Here is a 17,509-nt window from a genome sequence, read left to right as displayed (position 1 = left end):
CAGGGACAGAAAGCGTAATTTGCGTGAAAGCCTGACAGTTCTGGCCGGCTTGCTGGTGTTGGCGTTGCTGGCGGCCCTGATCGGCCCCGGCTTCGTCGACTGGCGCGCCTATCGCCCGCAGATCGAGGCGCGGCTGAGCGAGGCGCTCGGCGTCGAGACGCAGATCGGCGGCGCTATCGGTCTCACGCTGCTGCCCTCGCCGCGCATCTCGCTGGAAGACGTGCGGATCGGCAATGGCGACGGTGCGGCGAGTTCCGCCACCGTTGAGCGCGCGACGGTCGAACTCGCGCTTGCGGCGCTGGCGCGTGGGGAGTTCCGTTTCTCCCAGGCCGCGCTGGACGGTGCGTCGATCGCGCTTTCGCTCGACGAGGCCGGGCTGATCCGCCTGCCCGAGCGTGTGGGCAAGGGTATTCCGGCCGAGGCGCAGATCGACCGTCTCAGGATCAGCCGCTCGTCCCTGATCTGGCGCGAGGCCGGCAAGCCGCCGGTCACGATTTCTCCCATAGCGGCCGAGGTCTCGGCGGTGAGCCTTGCCGGGCCATGGCGCTTCGAAGGCGAGGTGGCGGGCGCTTCGCTGCGCATCACCACCGGCGAGCTGGAGGAGGGCGGGCGGCTGCGCACCAAGACCTTCCTCACCGGCGAGGAGCTGCAGGTGTCGTTCGACGGCGCGTTCGTGCTGCCCGCCGGGCAGGGCGGCTTCGGGGCGCAGCTCGACGGCTCGTTCACGCTGTCGCCGGGCGGCGCGGTGGCGCTCTCGGGCAGGGTCAAGGGCGGCAGCCGTCAGCTCGACCTTGCCGGGCTCACGCTCGACCTTGCGGGCGGCGCGGCGCGGCTGGAGGGCGAGGGGCAATTCATGCCCGGGACCGGCACGGGTTCGCTCGCCCTGCGCGCACGCCGGCTCGACGCCGATGCGCTGGCGACGGCGCTGGCCGAGCGGCCTGGTGCCGAACGCGCGCTGCACGGCCTGCCAGGCGCCTTCGATATCGGGCTCGACCTGGACCAGGTGATCTGGCGCGGCGAGGACTTCTCCGGGCTCGCGCTGCGCGGGCGGCTGCACGATGCAGGTCTGAGCGATGCCTCTGCCTCTGTCCGTGTCGCCGGCGCGCTGGTGGGGGCGAGCGGCCATCTCGGCCCCGAGGGAGCGTCGGGCCGGCTGAACCTCAAGGCCGACGATGCGCGGCGGGTCGCATTGGTGCTGGCGCGCGCCGGGCTCGACCCTGCGCTGGCCGATTTCGTCGCCGCGCTCGGGCGGATCGATGCCGATGCGACGGGGAGCTGGGCGGCCGGGCGCATCGCCTTCCAGCGCCTGCTGGTCGCCGGCTCGTCGGGGCTTCGGCTCGATGCTTCGGGCGAGCTTCTGCCGGCGCGGCTGACGGCCAAGGCCACGGTGAGCGGGCTTTCCCTCGATACGCTGCCGCCGGGCAAGAGTTTCACAGGGTTGGTCCGGCAGCGGGACATCGCTCTCGATCTCACCCTGGCCGACGCCCGTTTCCGCAATGTGCCGCCGGGCTCGGCCCGGCTCGACATCCGCAGCGAGGGGGATGTCTGGCGGTTGAGCCGGCTTTCCGTCGAGGGTTTCGGCGGGGTCAACGTCACCGGCGCGGGCGCGCTTCTGGCCGAGGGCGGGGAGATTTCGGGCCGGGTGCGCGCGCCGCGCATCGAGACGCTGACGGCGCTTGCCGGGCCTCTGCTGCCCGAGATCGTTACGCAGGCGCTGACGCGGACCGGCGACGGGCTGGCGCGGCTCGATGCCGGCTTCCGCCTGACGCGGGCGGCTTCCGGCGAGACGGGGCTCACGGCCGAAGGCACGGCCGCGGCCGGCAAGCTCTCAGTCGACGGGCTGGTCGACCGCGCCGGCAATTGGAGCCGCGCGACGCTCGGCTTCGATCTCGGGGACCGGCGGCAGGCCTTCACGGCGCTGGGAATGCCTGCGCCATTGCAGGGCGGGCCGGGGCGGCTGACGCTCGATCTCGCAAAGGGCCGCATCGTGGGCTCACTGGCGGGGCCGGGGCTTTCGCTCATCGTGGAGGACGGGGCCGGCGGGCCGCAGGTCTCGTTGCAGGCGGACGGGCCGGGCCAGATCCTCCCCGAAGGCCCGGTGCGGCTATTGCCCGACGGCGTGCTCGACGCTCATGCGCGCCTCGACATGACGGGCGAGGCGGTGAAGCTCGACGCCATCTCTGCCCATCTCGGCGGCCTCTCCGCCAGCGGCTCGCTCATACTGCCGCGCGAGGGGCGCTATACAGGGCGTTTCGCGGTTCCCACGGCCGATCTGCGCCTGCTCATGGCCGCCGCGCTCGGTGGCGCGGCGCCGACGGCGGGCTCAACCTGGTCGACGAGCCGGTTCGGGCGCGTCACGGAGCTTCCCGATCTAGAGGTTGCGGTCGAGGCCGGCGCGCTGACCGCCTTCGATGGCGGGGTGCTGCGCAATGCGCGCTTCTCGCTCAAATCCGACATGGATGGGCTCAGGGTCGAGGATGTCGCGGGCGCCTATGGCGGCGGGCAGGTCGCGGGGAGGCTGGGCTTGCGGCGCGACAGCGGGCTCGCCCAGCTCACTGGACGGCTCGATCTCACTGCCATCGATCTGAGCGAGCTGACGCGCGGCGCGGTTGGCGGCAAGGCTTCGGGGCGGATCGAGTTCGGCGGCTCCGGCGAGACACCGGCGCGGTTGATCGCTGGCTTGAGCGGTGCCGGCAGCCTTTCGACGACGGGCACGCGGCTCGCCCGCTTAGACCCGGCCGCCTATGCGCTGGTCATCGCCGGCACCGGCGAGGACGCTTCCGAGAGCGAGACGGCGCGGCTGCAGGACAGGCTCAACGCCGCGCTCGAACGCGATGCCTGGGCGCTCGGCGAGGTAACCCTTCCTTTCACGCTCGCGGGTGGGCTGATCCGGCTCCAGCCCTTCAGCTTCGAGCGCAGCGGCATGCGGACCGAGGTGAGCGGCATCGTCGATCTGCGTGCCCTGAATGCCGATCTGAGGCTTGCCCTGAGGCCGCTGGGGCCGATGCCCAAGGGCTGGCCGGGCGATGCGCCGCAGATCGGGATCGCCTGGCGCGGGCCGCTCGGCTCCTTGCGTCGCGAGAGCGATGTCAGCGCGCTTTCCAACACGGTGGCGGCGCGGGCCCTGGCGCGGGAGATCGAGCGGGTCGAGGCCTTTGAGGCCGATGCCCGCGAGCGGGCCACCCATGCGCGCCGGCTCAGGGCCGAGCGCGAGATGCGCGAGAACGAGCGCAAGCTCAACGAGTTCCTGAGGGTGGAGGAAGAGCGCCGCCTCGCCGAACTGAAGCGTGCGGAAGAGGCCCGTCGCCTGGAAGAGGAACGGCGGCTCGCGGACGAGAAGCGGGCCGAGGAGGCCAAGCGCGCCGAACTGGTGCGGATGGAGCAGGAGATCCGCCGCCGTGTCGAGGCGGAGGAACGCGCGCGCGCCGCCGCCGAGCGGGCTGCGGCGCAGCAGCCGGGGCCGCTCGTCCTGCCCAGTGCGCCGCCAGCGCCTTCGCCCGAGGGGTTCCGGCAGCAGCCGGCGCCAGCGCGCAACACCGCTCCGCCGCTGCCGCCGCCGCTTCAGATCGAGCCGGTGCCGCGGCCCTTCTCGCGCAGCGCGCTGCCGAACTGATTCAACGGGCTCGCGGGCCGATTCAACGGCTTGCGAAACTGATTCAAGTGCTTCGCAATCTGAATCAGGATCTGGTGTTAACCTTTTGTTTGCGCTGATTTTTAGCTATTCGTTTACTTCGCCCGCTCGCGATAATGCGCCAATGCGTGCAGCCGCAGGGCAGCGGAGAGGTTGATTTCGCCGCGCCCGGAATCGACCTCGACGATCAGAGCGGAGACCGAGCGGCCTTCTTCGGCCGCAATCTCCTTCAGGGCTTCCCAGAAGGCGTCCTCCAGCGAGATGCTGGTCCTGTGGCCGGCGATGCTGAGCGAGCGCTTGCGCTCCGGCTTCATGCCGGCTCCGGCTCATCGCGGTCGAGCTTGTGGCGCTCGATATGGCGGGCGGCCTTGTCGCGCTCGTCCTGCGTGAGTTTGCGCTCGGCCTTGGTGCGGCCGAACTCGATGCGGTTCTGCTCGGCCGTCTTCCCGGCCTCCACGCGCGCCTTCTGCTTGCGGAACTGGCGGAGGTTGACGATCTCGGCCATCGCGCGTTCCCGTTCGTCAGGCCGGGCCGAGCATAAGCTCGGGCCTGACCGTCTGGTCGAAGAGATCGGCCGCGACGCCGGCCCTGAGCGCTTCCTCGCGCAGCGTGGTGCCGTTGTGATGCGCGGCCTTGGCGATGCCCGCTGCCTTGTCGTAGCCGATCGCGGGGGCCAGCGCCGTCACCAGCATCAGGGAGCGCGAGAGCAGGTCCTTGAGCTGCGCCTCGTTGGCCTCGATGCCCTCGACGCAGTTGGTGCGGAAGCTGTCGGCCGCATCGGCCAGAAGCCGCACGGACTGAAGGAATGCGGCCGCGATCACCGGCTTGAAGACGTTGAGCTCGAAGTGACCCTGCGAGGCGGCGAAACCGATCGTGGCCTGATTGCCGTGGACCTGCGTCGCGACCATCGTCAGCGCCTCGGCCTGGGTCGGGTTGACCTTGCCGGGCATGATCGAGGAGCCGGGCTCGTTCTCCGGCAGGCTGATCTCGCCGAGGCCGGAGCGCGGGCCGGAGCCCATCAGGCGGATGTCGTTGGCGATCTTGAACAGGTCGGAGGCCAGCGCAGCGAGCGCACCATGGGCGGCAGCGAGCGCGCCGTGGCTCGCCAGCGCCTCGAACTTGTTCTCGGCCGTGCGGAAGGGCAGGCCGGTCAGCGTCGCGACCTCCTTGGCGAAGGCGACGGCGAAGTCCGGGTGGGCGTTGAGGCCGGTGCCGACCGCGGTGCCGCCCTGAGCCAGCGCATGGAGCCCGCCGAGCATCGCCTCGATCCGGCCGATGCCGAGGCGAACCTGCATGACGTAGCCCGAGAATTCCTGCCCGAGCGTGACGGGGGTCGCGTCCTGCAGGTGCGTGCGTCCGATCTTGACGAGGTCCTTGAAGGCCTTCGCCTTGTCGTCGAGCGCCTTCTCGAGACTGCGCAGGGCGGGCAGCAGCCTGCGGGCGATCTCAAGCGACGCGGCGATATGCATCGCGGTGGGGAAGGAATCGTTCGAGGATTGGCCGCGATTGACGTGGTCGTTGGGATGGACCGGCGTCTTGGCTCCGAGGGGCGCGCCGAGCAACTCGTTCGCCCGGTTCGCCAGCACCTCGTTGGCATTCATGTTCGACTGGGTGCCGGAGCCGGTCTGCCAGACCACGAGCGGGAAATGCCCGTCGAACTTGCCGGCGAGCGCTTCGTCAGCCGCCTGGCCGATCGCGCCGGCGACACGCTGGTCGAGCAGGCCGAGCCGGGCGTTGACATGGGCCGCGGCCTTCTTGACCAGTACCAGCGCATGGACCAGCGGCAATGGCAGGCGCTCGCTCTCGCTGCCGATCCTGAAGTTCTCAAGAGAGCGCTGCGTCTGCGCACCCCAATATCGATCCGCCGGCACGGCGATGGGGCCGAAGGAATCGGTTTCGGTGCGCGTCTCGGTCATTGGAGGATCCGGGCTCTAGGTCTTCTTGCGGAAGGCATCGAGGCTGACGACCTCGGCGCCCTTGGCCGCATCCTCGGCCTCCGGGGCAGGGGCCGAATCGCCATCCTTCTCGGCGGTCTCGGCTGCGGGCGTGCGGGATTTCAGCGCCGGCACGCCAGCCGGGACGACCTTTCCAGCCGGGACAACCTTTGCCGGAACGGGGGTGGGCGCCGCCGCCGGGGGCTCCTCGGCCTCGGTCGCTTCCGACGCTCCCTCCGGCTCGCCCTGGGTCTCGAACTTCAGGCCGAACTGGACGGAGGGGTCGAAGAAGGTCGTCAGCGCGTCGAAGGGCACGAGCAGGCGCTCCGGCACGCCGGAGAAGGAGAGCCCGACCTCGAAGGAGTGGTCGGAGACATTCAGGTCCCAGAACTGATGCTGCAGGACGATCGTCATCTCGTCCGGATGCTTCTCCCGCAGGCGCTGCGACAGGCGCACGCCCGGAGCCCCCGTTCGGAAGGTGACGTAGAAATGGTGCTCGCCCGGCAGTCCGTCCCGTGCCGCCTCCGCCAGGATCTTGCGGACGACGCCCTTCAGCGCCTCCTGCACCATCAGATCGTAACGCAGCACATCCTTGGACATCGGGTCGACGTGTTCCGCTTGTTGCTCCGGCGGGAAGAGCCGGCATGCTGAGAAGAAAGTGGAGGCTTCTGTTGCCAGGCGCCTCCGAGCCCCGCCTTACGCGGCTAAACGCAAGGGCTTTGGTTTGGGAACCAGCACCGCTTACGCGGCGACAGCAACCCGAGCATTGTTGTCGTTGGCAACTATGCTTTGGCCCGATAACGGCGGAACCATGCCGAGCAAAGGGATAACCTTTACACCCTCGTCGATCCTGTTTCGCCCCCGCCAAAACTCTGCTTTCACAGGGCTTTGGTGGAGGCGCCGGGTACTGCCCCCGGGTCCGAAAGGCTTATTTCGAGATCCGTTTATCGCCATAGCCGTTCTTGCGAGCGGCACAGGGAATATAGGGCGAGCGTGGGCGCGGGGAAAGAGCGTAGCGCGGATTTCGACAGGATGTGCGGTTTTCCCGCCTCAGTCGAGAATACGACCATTTCTGATGTCGATATCGAGCATCATTTCGTCATGGTCGGCGCTGCGGCCGGCGATCTCCCAGCGGTCGCCGTATCGCAGGATCTCCTCGACATGGACCAGGCCAGCGCTCCAGGCGATGGAGCGAGCCTGGCTCTCGGAGATGATTGCAATGGTTTCTCGGATTTTCGCCTTGCTGGCGCGGGCCGGTCCGGCGGCGAATCCGCTCAGGCCAAGGGCCGCGAGGAGGCAGATCGTTCTTCTTGTCATTCGCATCGGCGTATCCCGCGTCGATCGGGCCGCCATGAGCGGTCCCGATTGAGGCGGGTTTGCGGATGCGGGCGGTCACGGCAAGTCGCGATCGCGTGAGTTTCAGCTCCGATCGGCCTTGGCGGAGGCGGGCCGTTCGCGTTCCAGCCGCATCACGGTCCCGTCGCTGCCGCGCAGATTGATCTGGATGACGGCGCCGGTGGCGTCGCGGCCTTCGACCTTCCAGTGGCCGTCATCGAAGGTCATGTCCTCGACGCGGGCCATGCCGTGCTTATTGGCGATTCGACGCGCATCGTCCTTCGAAATCATCCGGTCTGAAGGCTTGGGCGTCTCGGGGGACTGAGCCGAGGCCAGCGCCGGGATTGCGCATGTGGCCAGTGCGGCCAGCATCGTGGAGCGTCGCGAAAGCATCTCTGCCTCTCCTTCTCGAATTGTGTGTTCTGCTCGAATGGTGTGTTTGGGGAAGAACGGGCGCGGCAACGGGCAGGTTCCCGCCGGAAGCTGTCGCGGCACCCCCGCAAAGTTGGGGAAGCCCCGCAGCCGGGGTGGGCGAGCCGGGCCGCGAGCGGCTATGCTCGCCCGCTCTCCAGAGATTCGACATGCGCCAGTACCAAGACCTGCTCCAACGCGTCCTGACCGAGGGCGTCCGCAAGGAGGACCGCACCAGAACCGGCACGCTCGCCGTCTTCGGCCACCAGATGCGTTTCGACCTTTCGCAGGGCTTCCCGCTGGTCACGACGAAGAAGCTGCATCTGCGCTCGATCATCCATGAGCTGATCTGGTTCCTGCGCGGCGACACCAATGTCCGCTACCTGCAGGAAAACGGCGTCACCATCTGGGACGAATGGGCGGACGAGAACGGCGATCTCGGCCCCGTCTACGGCCGGCAGTGGCGCTCATGGGCTGCGCCGGACGGACAGGTGATCGACCAGATCGCCTGGGTGGTGAACGAGATCCGGCGCAACCCGGATTCACGCCGCCTTATCGTCTCGGCCTGGAACCCGGCCGATATCCCGAAGATGGCGCTGGCGCCCTGCCACTGCCTGTTCCAGTTCTTCGTGGCGGATGGGAAGCTCTCCTGCCAGCTCTACCAGCGCTCGGCGGATGTCTTCCTCGGCGTGCCGTTCAACATCGCGAGCTATGCGCTGCTGACCCATATGGTGGCGCAGGTCACGGGCCTGGGCGTCGGGGATTTCGTGCATTCCTTCGGCGACACCCACCTCTATGTGAACCATCTCGACCAGACGCGGCTGCAGCTTTCGCGCGAGCCGCGCGCGCTGCCGAAGCTCACGCTGAACCCGGCGGTGACGCGGCTGGAGGATTTCCAGTTCGAGGACGTGACGATCACGGATTACGATCCGCATCCCGGCATCAAGGCTCCGATCGCCGTATGACACTCTCCATCCGCTCCGCACGGCCTGGCGAGGCCGGGCTCGTGCTCGGCTTCATCCGCGAACTGGCCGAATACGAGAAGCTGCTGCACGAGGTTTCCGCGAGCGAGGCGGAGATCGAGCAGGCGCTGTTTTCGCCCGACCCGAAGGTGTTCTGCGACATCGCCGAATGGGAGGGGCAGCCGGTCGGCTTCGCGGTGTGGTTCTACACCTATTCGACCTTCTCCGGCCGCCACGGCATCTGGCTCGAGGACCTCTATGTCCAGCCCGCCCAACGCGGGCGGGGCATCGGCAAGGCGCTGATCGCGCGGCTGGCGAAGCGTTGCGTCGACGAGAGCCTGCCGCGGCTGGCCTGGTGGGTGTTGAACTGGAACGAGCCCTCGCGCGTTTTCTATCGTTCGCTCGGTGCGCAGGCGCAGGACGAGTGGACTGTGAAACGGCTGGAGGGCGAGGCGCTCCGGCGGCTCGGCGGGAGTTGAACAGATGGAGAAGCGCCCGATCGTTCTGGTCGCAGCCGTCGCCGACAATGGCGTGATCGGCGACGACAACCGGCTGATCTGGCGGCTGAAGACGGATCTGCGCCGCTTCCGCAGCCTGACCATCGGCCGGCCCGTGCTGATGGGGCGCAAGACCTTCCTCTCGATCGGCAAGCCCCTGCCGGGGCGGCAGACCATCGTGCTGACCCGCGATCCGGGCTTCACGGCGGAAGGCGTAACAGTCGTTCATTCGCTCGACGAGGCGCTGGCGGAAGGGCAGCGCATCGCCGCGGCCAATGGGGCGGATTCGGTCACCGTGGCCGGAGGCGCTGACGTCTACCGCCAGACGCTGCCACTGGCCGACAGGCTGGAACTGACGCTGGTCCACGCCAAGCCGCCTGGCGACGCGCTCTTTCCCGACTGGGAACGCTCCGCCTTCGAGCAGGCCGGAGCAAACGAGCGCCACTCGGCCGACCCCGACAACGAGCATCCTTTCACCTTCGTGACCTGGCGCAGGCGCGCGTGAGAATTCGGCGCAGGCCCGCATAACTCGGCGCAGGCGCGGCTGATCGCCGCTTCCCGTTCACGATGAACGGCTTGCGCCGTTGACGAATCCATGGCCCATGACCAATTCAGCCCGGCGTCCTTCGCTCGAAGGCGCTGACAAGCGGCCATGCCTCACCTATGGCTCGGCCGCGACATAACGGAAGGGAACGGCTCGAGAATGCCTTGGAGCAACCAGAGCGGCGGTGGCGGGGGAGGCCCCTGGGGTCAGCGCGGAGGCAGTGGCGGCGGCGGCCCATGGGGCGGCGGTGGCTCAGGCGGAGGCAACGGTAATCCGCCCGATCTCGAGGAGATCCTGCGGCGTAGCCAGGACAGGCTGAAGAACCTGGTCCCCGGCGGCAATATCGGAGGGCGCGGGCTGGCGCTCGGCATCCTGGCGCTGATCCTGGTCTGGCTCGGCTCCGGCATTTATTTCGTGCGGCCGAACGAGGTCGGCCTCAACGTCGTCTTCGGCAAGTTCGCCGGCAAGACAGGCGAGGGCGCCAACTGGAATTGGCCCTATCCCATCGGCAGCGTGATCAAGCCCCAGGTGACCAACGTCATCACCACCGAGGTCGGCTTCCGCACGATCGAGTCGGTGCGCACGTCGCGCCAGACCGATGTCGGCGAGGAGAGCCTGATGCTCACGGGCGACGAGAACATCGTCGACATCGATTTCATCGTGCAGTGGCAGATCGACCCCGCCACGCCGGAGAACTACGTCTTCAACATCCAGGACCCGCCGGGCACGGTGAAGGCCGTGGCCGAGAGCGCCATGCGCGAGATCATCGGGCGTCGCAACATCCAGCCGGTGCTCACCACCGATCGCGGCGCGATCGAGACCGAAGTGCGCCAGCTGATGCAGGATACGCTCAACGGCTACAATGCCGGCGTGCAGATCCGCCTCGTGCAGCTGCAGAAGGTCGATCCGCCGCAGCAGGTCATCGACGCCTTCCGCGACGTCCAGGCGGCGCGCGCCGACCAGGAGCGCCTGCGCAACGAGGCGCAGACCTATGCGAACCGGGTCGTTCCCGAGTCCCGTGGCCGGGCGGCCCAGCTCGTCCAGGCGGCGGAAGCCTTCAAGGAGCAGACCGTTGCCGAAGCGCGCGGTCAGGCGAGCCGCTTCAACGCGGTCTATGAGCAGTACAAGAATGCCCCGGGCGTGACGCGCGAGCGGCTCTTCCTGGAGACGATGGAACGCGTGATGGGCGGGACCGACAAGATCATCCTCGACTCGACGGGCCAGGGCGTCGTGCCCTATCTGCCGCTCGATCAGCTCCAGCAGGCGCGACCGGCGGCTCCGGGACTGCGTCAGCAGCAGGGAGGGCAGACCCGATGAACGGCTCCTTCCTTCGCGCAGCGCTCTTTGTCGCCGTCGTCGCCGTCGCGGCGGTGCTCTACGCCTGCACCTTCGTGGTTTCGCAGACGCAGTCCGCCCTCGTGCTGCGCCTCGGCGCGGTGCGCGCCGTCAAGACCGAGCCGGGCCTCTACTTCAAGTGGTTCGCGCCGATCGAGACGGTGACCCTGCTCGACAACCGCATCCTCGATCTGGACCTGCCGGCGCAGGAAATCATCGCCTCGGACCAGAAGCGGCTCGTTGTCGATGCCTTCACGCGCTACCGCATTTCCGATCCGCTGCGCTTCTACCAGGCGGTCAACAACATCCCGCGGGCCAATTCGCAGCTGGCTTCGATCGTGAACGGTAATGTCCGCTCCGTTCTTGCGGAGGCTAGCTTCACCGCGATGGTCCGCACGGAGCGCTCGCGGCTGATGAACCGCATCCGGGACGACGTGAACCGCGAGGCGACCCGCTTCGGCATGACGGTGGTGGATGTCCGGCTGCGCCGTGTCGACCTGCCGGCGGCGAACTCGGCCGCAGTCTTCCAGCGCATGCAGACCGAACGCCAGCGCGAGGCGGCCGAGGCGCGCGCGCTGGGTGGCCAGCAGGCGCAGGAGATCCGGGCGCGGGCCGACAGGGACGCGACGGTCATCGTCGCCGAGGCACAGCAGAACTCGGACGTGATCCGCGGCCAGGGCGAGGCAGAACGCAACAAGGTCTTCGCCGAGGCTTTCGGCCAGGATCCGGAGTTCTTCTCGTTCTATCGGTCGATGCAGGCCTATGAGGCCAGCATCAAGCCGGGAGACACGCGGATGGTGCTTTCGCCCGATTCGCCGTTCTTCCGCTTCTTCAACGGTCCGACCGCGCAGCGCGACGGCGGGGCTGCGGCGACGCCGTCAGCGCCTGCGCCCGCGCGGCCCTGATCCCGGCGGAGCGACCCGATGCGGGATTTCATCGCGGCGCTCGGTCTGGTCTTCGCTATCGAGGGCATCCTCTTCGCCGCGATCCCGCATTTGGCGAAGGATGCCCTCAGGAGCGCGGCGGAGACGCCGGCCGAACGGATGCGGCTCATCGGCATCGCCTCGGCCGTGCTGGGCGTGATCCTGGTATGGCTGGTGCGCGGGGTCTGATAGAATAACAGTAAGGCAGGGCGATCGCGTTCGATGACACGATCGTGCGTCGCCCTTCCGCCGCATTTCGGGGTTCAATGTCTGGCGCCCAAGCCAGCATCGAACGCCTGCCCGACAGGCCCGCATTTTTCCGTCATGAGGACCCTATGGCATTGAAAACCGTTTTCGCAGACCGGCCTCTCCGCATTGCGTTCGCCGCCGGCGTCGCCGGTCTCGCGCTGATGGCTGCGCCGGTCCTGGCGCCGCGGCCGGCGCAGGCGAACACGCCGCTGCTGACGGGCCAGACCTCTCTCGCCGACCTCGTCGACAGGGTCATGCCGGCGGTGGTCAACATCGCTGCCGTGACCACCAACGACCAGAAGGGCCGCAACCTGCCGCAATTGCCGCAGCTCGGCCCCGATACGCCCTTCGGCGATCTGTTCGAGGAATTCTTCAACCGCCGCAACCAGCAGGGCGAGCGCCAGGCGCCCCAGCAGCGCCGCTCGCAATCGGCCGGTTCGGGGTTCGTGATCGATGCTTCGGGCATCGTGGTGACCAACAACCACGTCATCGGCGACGCCAACGAGATCACGGTGGTGTTCGGTGACGGACTGCGCCTCAAGGCCGAAGTCATCGGCAAGGACAGCAAGGTCGACATCGCCGTGCTGCGTGTGAAGCACGACAAGCCTCTGCCGGCCGTGAAGTTCGGCGATTCCGACAAGATGCGGATCGGCGACCCCGTCATGGCGATCGGCAATCCGTTCGGCCTCGGCGGCTCGGTGTCGTCCGGCATCGTCTCGGCCCGCAACCGCGACATCAGCCAGGGGCCTTACGATACCTATATCCAGACCGACGCAGCCATCAACAAGGGCAACTCGGGCGGGCCGCTGTTCAACATGGCGGGCGAGGTCATCGGCATCAACACGGCGATCCTGTCGCCGACCGGCGGCTCGGTCGGCATCGGCTTCGCCGTGCCGTCGTCGCTGGCCACCAACATCGTCGATCAGCTGCGTGAGTTCGGCGAGACGCGGCGCGGCTGGCTCGGTGTGCGCATCCAGAGCGTCGACGACGCCACCGCCGAGGCGCTCGGGCTCGGCACGGCGCGCGGCGCGCTCATCGCCGGCATCGACGACAAGGGCCCGGCAAAGCCGGCCGGCCTCGAAACCGGTGACGTGATCGTCAAGTTCGACGGCAAGGACGTGAAGGATTCGCGCGACCTGCCGCGCATCGTCGCGGCGACGCCCGTCGGCAAGGACGTGCCGGTCTCCATCGTCCGGAAGGGCAAGGAAGAGCAGAAGACGGTCAAGCTCGGCCGGCTCGAGGATGGCGAGAAGGTCCAGACCGCCTCGGCCAACAAGCCGGCTGCGGAGCCGGCCAAGCCCGCGGTGACCAGCGCGCTCGGCCTCGAATTCTCGCCGCAGACCGACGAGCTGAAGAAGCGCTATTCGATCAAGGACGGCCTCAAGGGCGTCGTCATCACCAAGGTCGACGCCAATTCGAATGCGGCCGACAAGCGCATCCAGGTCGGCGAGCTGATCGTCGAAGTCGGTCAGGAGCCCGTCAACGCGCCGCAGGACGTGACCAAGCGGCTCGACGCGCTGAAGAAGGAAGGCAAGAAGTCGGCGCTGCTGCTCGTCTCGAACGGGCAGGGCGAGGTTCGCTTCGTCGCGGTGTCGATGAACTGAGCTGTCTTGCTCGTTTCAGGTTAAGGGATCAGGGCGGCCCTGCGAGGCCGCCCTTTTTCATGCCTCGTTCGGAGATCGAGATGAAGATCAGCGAGATTCCCTTCGTGACCACGGACTGGTCGACTGTTCCGCCGGAGCATCATGCCGGCGACAGCGGCGAAGCGACCTGGCGGGTCCAGTATTTCGGCCCCGAAGAGAACCGCATCCGGGTGCGGATGGTCGAATACTCGCCGGGCTACGTCGCAGATCACTGGTGCTCGAAGGGGCACATCATCCTGTGCCTCGATGGTGAGATGGAGACCACGCTCGCCGATGGGCGTGTGATGCCGCTCAGAGCCGGCATGAGCTATCAGGTCGCCGATGGCGCCGAGGCGCATCGCTCCGCGACGAAGACCGGCGCGAAGCTCTTCATCGTCGACTGAACGGTTCCCCTCCGAAACGCGGGTCATCCCGGACGGAGCGAGCGAAGATGCGGCGGGGCCGCCCTTTGTCGTTTGGCTTACCACCGCGTCATGCTCGGGCTTGACCCGAGCATCTCTTCAACCAGTGCCTTCTGGTCCCGAGGTTCTCGGGTCGAGCCCGAGAATGACGCTTTTCAGTCCCGGACGATCTCGCTACCCGCATAGCCCTGCGCGTAAAGCAGCGCGGTGAGATCGGCGTGGTCGAGGCGGGCGTCGGCCGCGGCCGCAACCGCCGGCTTGGCGCGGAAGGCGGCGCCGAGCCCCGCTTCGCCCAGCATGGCGAGATCGTTGGCGCCGTCGCCGACGGCGAGCGTCGCTTCCGGAGCGAGGTTGAAGCGAGCGCGCAGCTCGACGAGGGCGTCGAGCTTGGCCTGCTTGCCGAGGATCGGTTCGGCGACCTCGCCGCGCAGGATGCCGTCGTCCGCCAGCAGCAGGTTGGAGCGATGCTCGTCGAAGCCGATCACGGCACTGATCGGGCCGGTGAAGACGGTGAAACCGCCCGAGACCAGTGCGGTGTAGCCGCCATGGGCGCGCATGGTGCGGACGAGCTCGCGCCCGCCCGGCGTCAGGGTGATGCGGTTCTGAATGATCTCCTCGACGACGCCGAGCGGCACGCCCTTGAGCAGGGCGACGCGCTCCCGCAACGCCGGCTCGAAGGCAATCTCGCCGCGCATGGCGCGCTCGGTGATAGCGGCGACATGCTCCTTCAGCCCGACGACATCGGCGAGTTCGTCGATGCATTCCTGGCCGATCATGGTCGAATCCATGTCGGCGAGGAACAGCGCCTTGCGGCGCGTCGCCACCGGCTGGACGATGACGTCGATCGGCGCGTCCGCCAGCGCGGAGCGGATGTCAGCTTCGAGCTTGCGCGCGTCGATGGCTTCCGCGAAGAGGTCGGCGGCGATGGCGCCGTCGAGAGCGGCCGTGCGGGCGATGCCCGGAACGCTGCGGGCGAGCCCGGCCAGAACGGCCTCGCTCACCAGCGCCTGGCCATGGGCGGATACGAGTGTGGCGACGAACATGGCGAGGACCGGGGTGCGGCAGGGGGAAAGGATCAGGGCGGTGCTCATCGCAGGTCCAACTGCCAGCGGCAAGTCCGCGCTGGCGATCGAGATCGCGCGGCGGACCGGCGGAGTGGTCGTCAACGCCGATTCCATGCAGGTCTATGCAGATCTGCGCATCCTCACCGCCCGGCCGAGCGAGGCGGAAGAGGCGATGGTTCCGCACCGGCTCTATGGCCATGTCGATGGGGCGGTGAACTACTCCGCGATGCGCTACGCCAGCGATGTCACGGCACTGCTCGGCGAATTGCGGGGGGAGGGGCGCCTCCCGATCCTCGTCGGTGGGACGGGGCTCTATTTCAAGGCGGTGACGGAAGGTTTCTCGGCCATGCCGCCCGTGCCCGAGGCCGTGCGCGCGGCCTTCCGCATGCGTGCCGAAGGGCTGGAGACGGTGGCGCTCCATGCGGAGCTCGCGCGTGTCGATCCGGCGATGGCCGAGCGGCTGAAACCTTCCGACCGGATGCGGATCATGCGTGCGCTGGAGGTGTTCGAGGCAACGGGGCGGTCGCTTGCCAGCTTCCAGGGCGAGCGTGAACCCGGGCCGCTCGGCGAGGAAGGGTTGCTGCGGCTCTTCATCCATCCGGAGCGGGAGACGGTACGGCGGCAGATCGACAGCCGCTTCGAGGCGATGATCGAGGCGGGCGCGCTCGACGAGGTCTCACGGCTGAAGGCGCGCGGGCTCGACCCGTTGCTGCCGATCATGCGCGCCCATGGCGTGCCGGGGCTGATCGCCCATCTCGACGGCGAGATCTCGCTGGCGGAGGCGATCCTGCGCGGGCAGGCGGATACGCGTGCCTATGCCAAGCGGCAGGTCACCTGGTTCCGCCACCAGATGGCCGGCTGGCAAGCCGTCTCGCCGAGCGACGCGCTCGGCGCGGCGCTGGCGGGGCTCGAAGGCTAAGGCGCCGGCTGGTTTTCGGTATGGGGCACGATCAGGCGGCGGCAGCCGCGTCGGGCCCGGCGATGCCGAGGCGGTTGCGGCCTTCGCTCTTGGCCCGGTAGAGCGCCTGGTCGGCACGCGCCATCAGGCAGGGCAACCCCTCGCGGGGCAGGCGCATCGCGACGCCGAAGCTCGCCGTCACCTTGAGGGCGAGCGTTTCCGAGACCGGCAGCGCGCGGGCGGCCAGCGCCTCCTGGATCCTCCGGGCCTCGGCGCTGGCGGAGCCCAGGTCGCAATCCTGCAGCAGGATCGCGAATTCCTCGCCGCCGAAGCGGCCGACGAGATTGCTTTCGCCGCGGAACAAGCCGAGCAGCAGATCGGCGAACGCGCGGATGACGGCGTCGCCCGCCGGATGGCCATGCGTGTCGTTGACCTGCTTGAAGTGGTCCAGATCGACGATGATCAGCGCGATGTCACCGCCCGCCGCCGTCACCCTGGCGATGTCGGCGTTAGCCTTCTCGGTAAAGGAGCGGCGGTTGAGCAACGCGGTCAGCGGATCGGTCTCGGCGAGGCGGCGGAGCTCCCGCTCGCGCTCCTCGCGCTGGCCGATCTCTTCGGACAGGGCCCGGCGGGTGGCGCGCTCCCGCCCGATCTCCAGCGCGAGCGTCGCGGCCCGCAGCTGCAGCGTCTGGTTGGCAATGGTCAGGTCGGTAATGTCGGTCAGCGTCAGCAGGAGCCCGTCGCTGATTGGCGCCACTGCGATCCTGAGCCAGCTTGTGCCGCCGTTCCGCGTGATCGAGGTTTCGATGGTGTCGGCGCGCTGCAGATCGACGGCGTGGCGGCAACGGCGCCAGATCGCCGCGTCGGCGAAAAAGGGCAGGCTCTCGCGGGCGTCGGTGTCGAGCAGGTCGATATCCGGGCGCCCGCACAGCTCCGAAGCGCGCTGGTTGGCGGTGACTATGACAACCTGCTCGATGCAGCCTGCCTCGTCCCGCAGCGCGCGCAAGGCCACGATGCCGCTGGGCGAGGTTTCGAGCACGGCATCGAGCAAATCCTCGCGGAACCGCAGCGGCCGGCTGAAGGCGACCACATGGCGGCCGCCGGCGCGGTCCGTCGTCGGCAGCAGCAGCCGCTCCCAGAGGGCGACGCGCACCGTGCTGCTCGAGCGGTGGATCGTATAGAGCGGCCGGTTCTCCGCGAGCGTTTGCGTGAGGCAGTCGATCGTGAAGCGTGCAACCTGCGGGCGCATTCCCGAAACGGTCTCCCCCAGCCGCGTGCCGCCGGCATAGCGCACGATCTCGCGTCCGTAGTGGGTCCAGCGGTAATCGCCGTCGGCCGTCGGGGCGAGGACCATCAGCTCCTCGCCGAAGGCGGCGAACACGTCGGAGGTGAAGCTTTCATGCGAAACAAGGCCGTCTTCACGCGTATGAAGAGCGAAGCGCGTCAGCAGCTCCGCGACCTGCGGCGCATGCCCGCGCGCGGCGATATTCTCGCTGTGAACCTCGTAATACATGTCCATCCCGATCCCAGCGCAAAATCTATGAAACCAGGGGTTGAAAAAGCGTTCCCCAGGGGCAGGCTGCTCCCGGGCCGATGCTCACGGTCGGGAAACCATGTTTGCGCTTGACCGGCTTGCGGCGCTCCGCTAGCGTTTCGCAACTTCCGCCAAGGATCGATCGCGC

18 protein-coding genes and 1 other RNA gene are annotated in these 17,509 nt (G+C 68.2%); 10 read left to right on the top strand and 9 right to left on the bottom strand.

Annotated features, from left to right (window positions below):
• Window positions 1-19: 19 nt before the first annotated feature.
• Window positions 20-3,613, top strand: a complete 3,594-nt coding sequence (locus BoBH3_RS14215; RefSeq protein ID WP_262331471.1) for an AsmA family protein — start codon at window positions 20-22, stop codon at window positions 3,611-3,613.
• A 113-nt stretch (window positions 3,614-3,726) separates the two neighbouring features.
• Here BoBH3_RS14215 and BoBH3_RS14210 read toward each other — a convergent pair whose 3' ends face one another.
• The 7 genes from BoBH3_RS14210 to BoBH3_RS14180 form a co-directional block, all read right to left on the bottom strand.
• Complete coding sequence (locus tag BoBH3_RS14210) at window positions 3,727-3,945, bottom strand: ribbon-helix-helix domain-containing protein (protein ID WP_262331470.1); 219 nt, start codon at window positions 3,943-3,945, stop codon at window positions 3,727-3,729.
• Window positions 3,942-4,136 carry a DUF4169 family protein gene (locus tag BoBH3_RS14205; RefSeq protein ID WP_262331469.1) on the bottom strand — a complete coding sequence of 65 codons (195 nt, stop codon included), beginning with the start codon at window positions 4,134-4,136 and terminating at the stop codon, window positions 3,942-3,944. Before BoBH3_RS14205 ends, BoBH3_RS14210 begins: the two co-directional genes overlap by 4 nt.
• Before the next feature lie 16 nt (window positions 4,137-4,152).
• Entirely contained in the window at window positions 4,153-5,547 is a 1,395-nt protein-coding gene (gene fumC, locus BoBH3_RS14200; protein WP_262331468.1) for a class II fumarate hydratase, read from the bottom strand.
• Between the two features lie 15 nt (window positions 5,548-5,562).
• Window positions 5,563-6,165 (bottom strand): SspB family protein, encoded by a 603-nt coding sequence (locus BoBH3_RS14195; protein WP_262331467.1) that lies wholly within the window; start codon window positions 6,163-6,165, stop codon window positions 5,563-5,565.
• Between the two features lie 57 nt (window positions 6,166-6,222).
• Window positions 6,223-6,577, bottom strand: a transfer-messenger RNA (tmRNA) gene (ssrA, locus tag BoBH3_RS14190).
• A gap of 38 nt (window positions 6,578-6,615) precedes the next feature.
• Window positions 6,616-6,918: a PepSY domain-containing protein gene (locus BoBH3_RS14185; protein WP_262331466.1), complete on the bottom strand. Its 303-nt coding sequence runs from the start codon at window positions 6,916-6,918 to the stop codon at window positions 6,616-6,618.
• 66 nt (window positions 6,919-6,984) lie between these two features.
• On the bottom strand, window positions 6,985-7,272 hold the full coding sequence (locus BoBH3_RS14180; RefSeq protein WP_262331465.1) for a PepSY domain-containing protein: 288 nt from the start codon (window positions 7,270-7,272) through the stop codon (window positions 6,985-6,987).
• A gap of 209 nt (window positions 7,273-7,481) precedes the next feature.
• Here BoBH3_RS14180 and BoBH3_RS14175 point away from each other — a divergent pair, with 209 nt between their 5' ends.
• The 8 genes from BoBH3_RS14175 to BoBH3_RS14140 all read left to right on the top strand — a co-directional run bounded on the left by BoBH3_RS14175 (window position 7,482) and on the right by BoBH3_RS14140 (window position 13,847).
• Complete coding sequence (locus BoBH3_RS14175) at window positions 7,482-8,276, top strand: thymidylate synthase (RefSeq protein WP_262331464.1); 795 nt, start codon at window positions 7,482-7,484, stop codon at window positions 8,274-8,276.
• Window positions 8,273-8,752, top strand: coding sequence for a GNAT family N-acetyltransferase (locus BoBH3_RS14170; protein WP_262331463.1), 480 nt, complete (start codon window positions 8,273-8,275; stop codon window positions 8,750-8,752). The genes BoBH3_RS14175 and BoBH3_RS14170 overlap by 4 nt, the downstream gene beginning before the upstream one ends.
• A 4-nt stretch (window positions 8,753-8,756) precedes the next feature.
• Window positions 8,757-9,275 carry a dihydrofolate reductase gene (locus BoBH3_RS14165; protein WP_262331462.1) on the top strand — a complete coding sequence of 173 codons (519 nt, stop codon included), beginning with the start codon at window positions 8,757-8,759 and terminating at the stop codon, window positions 9,273-9,275.
• 198 nt (window positions 9,276-9,473) lie between these two features.
• Window positions 9,474-10,631, top strand: coding sequence for an FtsH protease activity modulator HflK (gene hflK, locus BoBH3_RS14160; protein ID WP_262331461.1), 1,158 nt, complete (start codon window positions 9,474-9,476; stop codon window positions 10,629-10,631).
• The gene (hflC, locus tag BoBH3_RS14155; RefSeq protein WP_262331460.1) at window positions 10,628-11,554 is read left to right on the top strand and encodes a protease modulator HflC; all 927 of its coding nucleotides are present in this window, start codon (window positions 10,628-10,630) and stop codon (window positions 11,552-11,554) included. Before hflK ends, hflC begins: the two co-directional genes overlap by 4 nt.
• A gap of 18 nt (window positions 11,555-11,572) precedes the next feature.
• Window positions 11,573-11,761 carry a DUF2065 domain-containing protein gene (locus tag BoBH3_RS14150; protein WP_262331459.1) on the top strand — a complete coding sequence of 63 codons (189 nt, stop codon included), beginning with the start codon at window positions 11,573-11,575 and terminating at the stop codon, window positions 11,759-11,761.
• A 146-nt stretch (window positions 11,762-11,907) separates the two neighbouring features.
• The gene (locus BoBH3_RS14145) at window positions 11,908-13,425 is read left to right on the top strand and encodes a DegQ family serine endoprotease (protein ID WP_262331458.1); all 1,518 of its coding nucleotides are present in this window, start codon (window positions 11,908-11,910) and stop codon (window positions 13,423-13,425) included.
• A gap of 80 nt (window positions 13,426-13,505) precedes the next feature.
• Complete coding sequence (locus tag BoBH3_RS14140; RefSeq protein WP_262331457.1) at window positions 13,506-13,847, top strand: DHCW motif cupin fold protein; 342 nt, start codon at window positions 13,506-13,508, stop codon at window positions 13,845-13,847.
• A 173-nt stretch (window positions 13,848-14,020) separates the two neighbouring features.
• Here the strand turns inward: BoBH3_RS14140 and serB are convergent, their stop codons facing one another.
• Window positions 14,021-14,956, bottom strand: coding sequence for a phosphoserine phosphatase SerB (gene serB / locus BoBH3_RS14135; protein ID WP_262331456.1), 936 nt, complete (start codon window positions 14,954-14,956; stop codon window positions 14,021-14,023).
• Between serB and miaA the strand changes: the two genes are divergently transcribed.
• Complete coding sequence (miaA, locus tag BoBH3_RS14130; protein WP_262331455.1) at window positions 14,907-15,848, top strand: tRNA (adenosine(37)-N6)-dimethylallyltransferase MiaA; 942 nt, start codon at window positions 14,907-14,909, stop codon at window positions 15,846-15,848. The two genes, serB and miaA, sit on opposite strands and share 50 nt — an antisense overlap.
• 31 nt (window positions 15,849-15,879) lie before the next feature.
• On the opposite strand, the gene BoBH3_RS14125 is transcribed toward miaA, so the two are convergent.
• Window positions 15,880-17,340 carry a GGDEF domain-containing protein gene (locus tag BoBH3_RS14125; protein ID WP_262331454.1) on the bottom strand — a complete coding sequence of 487 codons (1,461 nt, stop codon included), beginning with the start codon at window positions 17,338-17,340 and terminating at the stop codon, window positions 15,880-15,882.
• Window positions 17,341-17,509 lie beyond the last annotated feature (169 nt).

This window comes from Allobosea sp. BH3 (assembly GCF_025499465.1).
In the GTDB taxonomy this organism is placed as follows: domain Bacteria; phylum Pseudomonadota; class Alphaproteobacteria; order Rhizobiales; family Beijerinckiaceae; genus Allobosea.
The sequence above is the reverse complement of the archived record's forward strand: the minus strand, read 5'-3'. Positions and strand labels throughout refer to the sequence as shown.